This window comes from Empedobacter sp. UBA5924 (assembly GCF_002431085.1).
Classification (GTDB): domain Bacteria; phylum Bacteroidota; class Bacteroidia; order Flavobacteriales; family Weeksellaceae; genus Empedobacter; species Empedobacter falsenii_B.
On sequence record NZ_DJDM01000018.1, the window covers coordinates 1 to 10,070 of the forward strand.

At 30.3% G+C, this 10,070-nt stretch carries 4 protein-coding genes, 1 pseudogene and 1 CRISPR repeat array; of the genes and pseudogenes, 4 read left to right on the forward strand and 1 reads right to left on the reverse strand.

Annotation, left to right across the window (positions count from 1 at the left end; translation table 11 throughout):
• Window positions 1–147 (reverse strand): annotated as a pseudogene (locus tag B3792_RS14185) (IS982 family transposase); the annotation flags it as partial.
• A gap of 390 nt (window positions 148–537) precedes the next feature.
• Here B3792_RS14185 and cas9 point away from each other — a divergent pair.
• The 4 genes from cas9 to cas2 are packed head-to-tail and all read left to right on the forward strand — an operon-like array spanning window position 538 to window position 6,483.
• Window positions 538–4,857, forward strand: a complete 4,320-nt coding sequence (gene cas9, locus B3792_RS04865; RefSeq protein WP_291069007.1) for a type II CRISPR RNA-guided endonuclease Cas9 — start codon at window positions 538–540, stop codon at window positions 4,855–4,857.
• Window positions 4,826–5,254 (forward strand): PIN domain-containing protein, encoded by a 429-nt coding sequence (locus B3792_RS04870; protein ID WP_286495473.1) that lies wholly within the window; start codon window positions 4,826–4,828, stop codon window positions 5,252–5,254. The genes cas9 and B3792_RS04870 overlap by 32 nt, the downstream gene beginning before the upstream one ends.
• Before the next feature lie 3 nt (window positions 5,255–5,257).
• Window positions 5,258–6,148, forward strand: a complete 891-nt coding sequence (cas1, locus tag B3792_RS04875; protein WP_038330673.1) for a type II CRISPR-associated endonuclease Cas1 — start codon at window positions 5,258–5,260, stop codon at window positions 6,146–6,148.
• Window positions 6,145–6,483, forward strand: coding sequence for a CRISPR-associated endonuclease Cas2 (cas2, locus tag B3792_RS04880; RefSeq protein WP_038330675.1), 339 nt, complete (start codon window positions 6,145–6,147; stop codon window positions 6,481–6,483). The genes cas1 and cas2 overlap by 4 nt, the downstream gene beginning before the upstream one ends.
• 106 nt (window positions 6,484–6,589) lie before the next feature.
• Window positions 6,590–10,022: a CRISPR direct-repeat array (repeat unit 47 nt; unit sequence GTTGTAATTACTTTGATAAATATACCAAATTGAAAGGAACTCACAAC).
• The last annotated feature ends 48 nt before the right edge of the window (window positions 10,023–10,070 follow it).

Consider the following 10,070-nt stretch of genomic DNA (forward strand, 5'->3'; position numbering starts at 1 on the left):
ACCCATAAATTCAGCTGTTAAAACAAGACTTATGAGTTCTAAATCAAAAAGTTTAGGTCTTCTACGTTGATAAATTAAAAGTGTATCTGTTGATGTTTTTCGTAGAACTTCCAATATTCTTTCGTAATTTGCAAGTAAGTTGTTCATTCTAAATCGTTTTGTAGTTAAAACAATTTACTGATTTTCAATCAAATGAACAACTTTATTATTTATAAATCAAAATGCACAACGAGTAAAACTATATATAGCATAAGTAAGTGTTGTATAACTCCTATTTTAAGCACAAAAACACAAAATAGTATAAATAATGACCTCTTTAAAAGCAATTTTAGAGAGGTTTTTTGTTTTACACAATAAGAAAAATAAAAAAAGCCCCACAGATAGGTGAGGCGCTAAATGTTTTCACAACGGAATAATCCTTATTGTGAGTTCCTTTCAATAAGACAAATATAAAAATAAAATATTAATATATAATTACGTGAAACCGTAATTACATAAAATATTTTTTATGTAATTTAATAGGCAAAATAAAAACTTATGACTAAAACTATACTTGGACTCGATTTAGGAACCAACTCCATTGGTTGGGCGTTAGTACAGCAAGATTTTGAAAATAAACAAGGCGAAATACTTGGTATGGGATCTCGTATTATACCTATGTCGCAAGATATTTTAGGCGAATTTGGTAGAGGGAATTCTATTTCTCAAACAGCGGAACGTACAGGTTATCGTGGTGTTCGTCGTTTGCGCGAACGCCATTTACTTCGTCGTGAACGTTTACATCGCACTTTAAATATTTTAGGTTTTTTACCAAAGCATTATGCTAATGAAATTGATTTTACCAAGCGATTTGGAAAGTTTATCAATCATGCCGAACCTAAACTTCCATATAAGAATGGTGATTTTCTCTTTAAAAAGTCTTTTCTTGAAATGTTGGAAGATTTTAAAAGCAATCAACCTGAATTTTTAAAAGACAAAAACGGAAATAATTGTTTGGTTCCTTACGATTGGACGATTTATTACTTGCGTAAGAAAGCCTTATCGCAAAAGATTGAAAAGGAAGAATTGGCATGGTTAATTCTAAACTTTAATCAAAAACGTGGTTATTATCAATTAAGAGGTGAAGATTTTGCAGAAGAAAAAGATAAATTATTTGTAAAATTAAAAGTTGATAAGGTTGTTGATTCTGGCGAAAAAATCAAGGGAAATATATTACATGATGTTTATTTCGATAATGGTTGGAAATATGATAGACAAATTGTAAAAACCGAAGATTGGGTAGGAAAAACAAAAGAATTCATTGTAACAGAATCATGCTTAAAGAATGGTGATATAAAAAGGACATATAAAGCTGTTGATTCTGAAAAAGATTGGATTGCAATAAAATCAAAAACAGAGCAAGATATTGATAATTCCAATAAAACAGTTGGAACTTACATTTACGAAAATCTATTGCTCAATCCAAAACAAAAAATTAAAGGAAAGTTAGTTCGTACGATTGAACGTAAGTTTTATAAAGAGGAGCTCAATCAAATTCTTAGAAAACAACAAGAGTTTCATTCAGAATTACAAAACGAAGAATTGTTGCAAGATTGTGTACGTGAATTATACAAACACAACGAACAGCACCAGCAAATGTTGGAATCTAAAGATTTTGTTCATTTGTTTTTAAATGATATCATCTTTTATCAACGTCCTTTAAGAAGTCAAAAATCTTCTATTTCTAATTGTACGTTAGAAAAACGTATCTCCAAAGAAGGTGTTGTTTTTTCTATAAAAGTCATTTCGAAATCGAATCCATATTATCAAGAATTTCGTCTCTTGCAATGGTTGCAAAATTTAGAAATTTATAGAAATGAAGATGATACAAAAGTTACTACTGAATTTATTACTTCTGTAGAAGATAAAGAGGCATTATTTGATTTCTTAAATAGTAAAAAGGAAGTTGAGCAGAAGCATGTTATCGATTTTTTATTGAAACAAAAAAGCAACAAAAACAAACTTCCAAAAGGAGAAGCGGAAAAATACCGATGGAATTATGTTCAGGATAAAAAATATCCGATGAATGAAACGAGATATTTAATTCAATCCAAGTTAGATAAAGTAGAAGATGTTCCAAATGATTTTCTTTCGTTTGAAAATGAAATGGCTTTGTGGCATATTATCTATTCTGTAAATGACAAAATTGAATATGAAAAAGCTTTAGCAAAGTTTGCACTAAAACATCAATTAGACGAAGCAAGTTTTGTAGAATCGTTTAAGAAATTTCCACCGTTTAAATCAGATTATGGAAGTTTTTCTGAAAAAGCTATTAAGAAATTATTGCCTTTGATGCGATTTGGAAATCAATGGAATTATGATGCTATTGACAACATTTCAAAAGAAAGAATTTATAAAATCATAACTGGAGAATATGACGAAAAAATTAAAAATAGAGTTCGCGAAAAGGCAGAACAGTTTAATTTAACAACAGAAAATAATTTTCAAAATCTCCCGCTTTGGTTGGCTCAGTATGTAGCGTATGGTCGTCATTCGGAGGCTGAAATTACAGGAAAATGGAATTCTGTTTCTGATTTAGAAAATTATCTAAAAGAATTTAAACAGCATTCGCTTCGTAATCCTATTGTAGAGCAAGTTATTACTGAAACCTTGCGTGTTGTAAAAGATATTTGGCAAGAATACGGAAAAGGTGCACAAGATTTCTTTTCAGAAATTCATATTGAATTAGGTCGTGAAATGAAAAATACTGCTGATGAACGTAAACGCTTAACTAATGTAGTTACCGAAAATGAAAATACCAATTTGCGTATTAAAGCATTGTTGGCGGAGTTAGCCTTGGATGCAACTGTAGAAAATGTGCGCCCATATTCGCCGATGCAACAGGATATTTTAAAAATCTACGAAGAAGGTGTTTTAAATGCCGAAGAAAATATAGAGGAAGATATTTTAAAAATAAGTAAAACAGCACAACCTTCAAGCTCAGATTTAAAACGCTATAAATTATGGTTAGAGCAACGTTATCGTTCACCTTATACAGGTCAAATGATTCCGCTGAACAAATTATTTAGCCACGAATATGAAATCGAGCATATTATCCCGCAAAGTTTGTTTTTTGACGACAGTTTGAGTAATAAAATTATTTGTGAATCGGCTGTAAATAAATTAAAAGACAATCGAATAGGTTTAGCCTTCATTAAAGCATATCACGGAGAAGTTGTTCCGTTAGGAAATGGGAAAACCGTAAAAATTCTTGAAGTGCAAGATTATGAGGATTTTGTGAAGCAAAATTATAGTAAGAACAGAACAAAACGTAATAAATTGTTGATGGAAGATATTCCAGAAAAAATGATTGAACGTCAACTGAATGATACACGTTATATAAGCAAATATATCAGTCAATTACTGTCTAATATTGTGCGTGATGTTACGCCAGATTCAAAAGATGATGGAATAAATTCAATTAATGTATTACCTGGAAATGGTAAAATTACGACTCGCCTAAAACAAGATTGGGGATTAAATGACGTTTGGAATGAATTGATTTTACCACGTTTTGAGCGAATGAATGAGTTAACGAATTCTACTGATTTTACTTCAACAAATACAAATGGAAAAGTAATTCCGACGGTTCCTATAGAATTATCAAAAGGTTTTTCAAAAAAGCGTATCGATCATAGACATCACGCTATGGATGCTTTGGTAATTGCTTGTGCAACGCGTGATCATGTTAATTTATTAAATAATGAATCGGCAAAATCTGAAACCAAAAGATATGATCTGAATCGTAAGCTTCGTGTTTATGAAAAAGTAACCTATAAGGATCAAAAAACAGGAGAACAAATAACTCGTGAAGTTCCAAAAGATTTCTTAAAACCTTGGACTCAATTTACAATAGAAGCAAAAAATGCATTAGAAAATATTGTAGTGAGTTTTAAACAAAATACACGTGTTATTAATAAAGCAACCAACTATTACGAAAGTTATAAAGACGAAAATGGTAATTTGCGTTTTGATAAAAATGGGAAGCCTAAAAAGGATTTTGTAGAACAAAAGGGTATGAATTGGGCGGTTAGAAAACCATTGCATAAAGAAACTGTTTCTGGGCAAGTACATTTAGACCGAGTGAAGGTTGCGAAAGGTAAAATTCTTTCTGCTACGCGTAAATCTTTAGATACAACATTTAATGAAAAGACAATTCAATCCATTACCGATACTGGAATTCAGAAAATATTATTGAATTATTTAAAGGCAAAAGGAAGTCCTGAAGTTGCTTTTTCTCCCGAAGGAATAGAAGAAATGAATAAAACAATTTCTCTTTATAATGAAGGTAAAAATCATCAACCTATTCTTAAAGTGCGCGTTTTTGAACAAGGAAGTAAATTTCCTTTAGGTGAAACAGGCAATAAAACAAAGAAGTTTGTTGAGGCAGCGAAGGGAACAAACTTATTTTTTGGAATTTATGAAGATAAAGCAGGTAAACGCAGTTACAATACTATTCCTTTAAATTTAGTGATAGAACGTCAAAAACAAGGACTTTCGCCAGTTTCAGAAATCAATGATAAAGGACATCGTTTATTATTTCACTTATCTCCAAATGATTTGGTTGTTATACCTAAAGATGGAGATATAAATAGTAAAGATGTTTACAAAGTGGTGAGTTTTACAGGAGGGCGCTTATATGTAATACCACATTTTGTATCTTCTGTAATTGTAAATAAAATTGAATATACTCAATTGAATAAAATTGAACTGACGAAAGAGAAAGATTTGATTAAAAAAATAGAATTTGATAGATTAGGTAATTTAATTTCTAAATCATCAAAACTTGAAGAATTATTTTATAAAAGAAGAATGTAAAAAAGCTATAGATACAAATATTTTAGTTTATGCTTTTCAGAATGATAATTTGGGACTAAAAAATAAGTCTATTGATTTATTTATGAATGAAAATCTAGTAGTATCGCATTTTGTATTAATTGAATTTATACACATTATACATACAATTTCTAAAATGGATAAACGTGAAACTTTGAAACTTATAATAGAATCTTTAGGGATAATAAGAACTAATTATTGTTATATGGAGACTTATAATTTAGCTTATTTTATTGTGAAACGATATAGAATTTCTCTTAAGGATTCGATTATAATTGCCGATGCAATCCTGAATGATTGTTCAATTTTATATTCAAGAGATATGCAACATAATCAAATATTTGAAAAAAAAATAAGAATAATTAATCCATTTATTTAAACTATGCTAAAACGCACCATTTACATTGGCAGTCCGTCCTATTTAAAGCTGAAGGATAATCAACTGAAAATAGAGGATACGATTACAAAAGAAGTCAAAGGTTCTGTTTCTGTTGAGGATATGGGATTTTTGGTATTGGATCATTATCAAATTACGTTGAGTCATCAATTGATACTTGCGTTGCAACAAAATAATGTTGCCATTATTAGTTGTGATGAGAGTCATTTGCCTTTGGGATTGATGTTGCCAATGAGTGGTCATGTTTTGCATAGCGAACGTTTAAAGCATCAAATCAACATTTCGGAGCCTCTCCGTAAACAATTATGGAAACAAACTGTAGAGGCAAAGATATTTCAGCAAAAAGCATTGCTAAGTAAATTGGGATTTGTAGAAGAGCCGATGCAAAATTATTTAACCAATGTAAAATCTGGAGATACGACGAATATGGAAGGGATTGCAGCGCAGTATTATTGGAAACAACTGTTTGATAATTTTACAAGAGAACGTGACGGAGATGTGCCTAATAATTTTTTGAATTTTGGATATGCTATTCTTCGAAGTATGGTTGCAAGAGCATTGGTGAGTAGTGGTCTTAATCCAACGATAGGAATTTTTCACCGTAATAAATACAATCCCTATTGTTTGGCTGACGATATAATGGAGCCTTATCGTCCTTATGTTGACGAGTTGGTATTAGAATGGATAAATAAACCATTTCGACCAACAGAAATGAATAAAGAAGCCAAAGCGCATTTGTTATCGATTGCAACAAAAGATGTGATGATGGATGGACTAAAACGACCTTTGTTGGTTGCGCTAAGTTCTACAACAAGTTCGTTGTATAAGTGTATGACAGGGGAGCAGCGTATGATTCGTTTTCCTGAAATGGTATGAGTTTTAGTCGTTATAATGCATATCGAATTATGTGGGTTTTAGTTTTATTCGATTTACCAACCGAAACAAAGAAACAACGAAGTCAGGCAACAAGATTTCGAAAAGAATTGCTTGACGATGGTTTTGCAATGTTTCAGTTTTCGATTTATTTGCGGCATTGCCCAAGTAAAGAGAATGCTGAGGTACATATAAAACGCGTCAAATCTAAATTACCTGAATATGGGAAAGTAGGAATTATTTGTATTACCGATAAACAATTTGGACAAATGGAGATCTTCTTTTCAAAAAAAGAAACTAATTTACCCACAGGACCCCAACAATTAGAATTGTTTTAGAAATAAAAAAACCGATAGAATAATATGTATTCTATCGGTTTTTACTTTTTTTCTCATTTCTACTTTTCTTCTCAAACCCTTTAAAACAAAGGATAATAAAAATGAGGTTGTAATTACTTTGATAAATATACCAAATTGAAAGGAACTCACAACGCAACATCTAAGTTCGTCTAAAAATGTACCGTTGTAATTACTTTGATAAATATACCAAATTGAAAGGAACTCACAACAAGATGCGCGAGATGATTATGCAGATAAAAGTTGTAATTACTTTGATAAATATACCAAATTGAAAGGAACTCACAACTCTAAAACAACATCATTAGCAAAGTCATTGGTTGTAATTACTTTGATAAATATACCAAATTGAAAGGAACTCACAACATAGATGCTTATGTAGATTTTAGAATTAATGTTGTAATTACTTTGATAAATATACCAAATTGAAAGGAACTCACAACTCTAGGTTAGGTGACGTTGTTGGTTATAACGTTGTAATTACTTTGATAAATATACCAAATTGAAAGGAACTCACAACTTCCTTCTGTATGTCCTCGACGTTCCATAAGTTGTAATTACTTTGATAAATATACCAAATTGAAAGGAACTCACAACACATACAATTTCTAATGCTTTTAATTTTTTGTTGTAATTACTTTGATAAATATACCAAATTGAAAGGAACTCACAACAATGGGAATAATATGGATTTTTTGGTACTTGTTGTAATTACTTTGATAAATATACCAAATTGAAAGGAACTCACAACTTTAATTGTTGTGGAGTGTAACGTAGAATCGTTGTAATTACTTTGATAAATATACCAAATTGAAAGGAACTCACAACTTTTATCTGAAACAAAGGTAAACATTTTTTGTTGTAATTACTTTGATAAATATACCAAATTGAAAGGAACTCACAACTACTATTGATATGGCGCGCGATTTTGTTTCGTTGTAATTACTTTGATAAATATACCAAATTGAAAGGAACTCACAACGTTGCAACCTGTAAAGATTTCACCAAAACAGTTGTAATTACTTTGATAAATATACCAAATTGAAAGGAACTCACAACGTAGTGTATTTTTTAACGAGATAAGAGCGAGTTGTAATTACTTTGATAAATATACCAAATTGAAAGGAACTCACAACTAGGCTACGATTTAAATGTTAACATGTAATGTTGTAATTACTTTGATAAATATACCAAATTGAAAGGAACTCACAACTAGAAATCCAACGTCAAGCACAACACAAAAGTTGTAATTACTTTGATAAATATACCAAATTGAAAGGAACTCACAACTAAAATCATTCCAATTATTTCTCATTAAATGTTGTAATTACTTTGATAAATATACCAAATTGAAAGGAACTCACAACTAATTTTGGATTTCAACTTTAATAGAATCTGTTGTAATTACTTTGATAAATATACCAAATTGAAAGGAACTCACAACATAGGGCAAAGCAGAAATATTAATAGAAGGGTTGTAATTACTTTGATAAATATACCAAATTGAAAGGAACTCACAACAGAAATCTCTTTTATTTTATCCTTGAATGCGTTGTAATTACTTTGATAAATATACCAAATTGAAAGGAACTCACAACGCTCAATGTCAACTAGCTAAACAAATCAATGTTGTAATTACTTTGATAAATATACCAAATTGAAAGGAACTCACAACTATCCAATTAAGTTTGCGTATTGAGAATTAGTTGTAATTACTTTGATAAATATACCAAATTGAAAGGAACTCACAACAGAAAAAGAATGACTATCTATTATGTAGTGTTGTAATTACTTTGATAAATATACCAAATTGAAAGGAACTCACAACTACAAAGTTAGTGAATGAATAAACGCTAACGTTGTAATTACTTTGATAAATATACCAAATTGAAAGGAACTCACAACAGCAATACCAGAGATAAGGAAATACAAGAAGTTGTAATTACTTTGATAAATATACCAAATTGAAAGGAACTCACAACCCTAAAGCTCCCAATCCAAGAAAATAAATTGTTGTAATTACTTTGATAAATATACCAAATTGAAAGGAACTCACAACGCTTATTCACGCGTGCCAAATTCAACTAAAGTTGTAATTACTTTGATAAATATACCAAATTGAAAGGAACTCACAACAGATGGTTATGGTGGTAGTGTAGTGTTTAGTTGTAATTACTTTGATAAATATACCAAATTGAAAGGAACTCACAACTGAATATGGTTTTAATATTTACTTAAAACAGTTGTAATTACTTTGATAAATATACCAAATTGAAAGGAACTCACAACGAAAAAGTACACGTTTACGGAATACAAATTGTTGTAATTACTTTGATAAATATACCAAATTGAAAGGAACTCACAACAGGTAAAGCCCCTCACCCCCGGCCCCTCTCGTTGTAATTACTTTGATAAATATACCAAATTGAAAGGAACTCACAACATTCTTTTAATTGACTTTTGTTTAAATCTAGTTGTAATTACTTTGATAAATATACCAAATTGAAAGGAACTCACAACGGAGAAGGAGATATATTAAATATTCAACCAGTTGTAATTACTTTGATAAATATACCAAATTGAAAGGAACTCACAACTATTGTTCGTCTTTTATGTTTATTTCATTGGTTGTAATTACTTTGATAAATATACCAAATTGAAAGGAACTCACAACCGTTTTGGCAGTTGCATTTAACTTGTCGTTGTTGTAATTACTTTGATAAATATACCAAATTGAAAGGAACTCACAACTAAAATTCTTCTGTAATTGCTGGCGTTAGAGTTGTAATTACTTTGATAAATATACCAAATTGAAAGGAACTCACAACTAGCAATTAATGAAGCTGACAAGGTATCTCGTTGTAATTACTTTGATAAATATACCAAATTGAAAGGAACTCACAACAAAATCTTATACAATTCATCTAATTCAGATGTTGTAATTACTTTGATAAATATACCAAATTGAAAGGAACTCACAACAGATTCTACATCTAAATCAGTTTTTACTTCGTTGTAATTACTTTGATAAATATACCAAATTGAAAGGAACTCACAACTTGAAGCATTATAGATTAAAGGCACAATTAGTTGTAATTACTTTGATAAATATACCAAATTGAAAGGAACTCACAACGTATTGTCGCTATAATTACCGTTTAGAATGGTTGTAATTACTTTGATAAATATACCAAATTGAAAGGAACTCACAACGGGCCGGAATGTCGATGCCGTCCGCGCTGCGTTGTAATTACTTTGATAAATATACCAAATTGAAAGGAACTCACAACAGCTTCTAGTAAACGTTGCTCTTTTTTCAAGTTGTAATTACTTTGATAAATATACCAAATTGAAAGGAACTCACAACGTAAATCAAAAGAAAATCGAAACATTTGAAGTTGTAATTACTTTGATAAATATACCAAATTGAAAGGAACTCACAACCACAGCGCCTTTGGTTTATTTATTCGAAAAGTTGTAATTACTTTGATAAATATACCAAATTGAAAGGAACTCACAACGGAGATGATCTTGGGGAAAGTCAAATTCAAGTTGTAATTACTTTGATA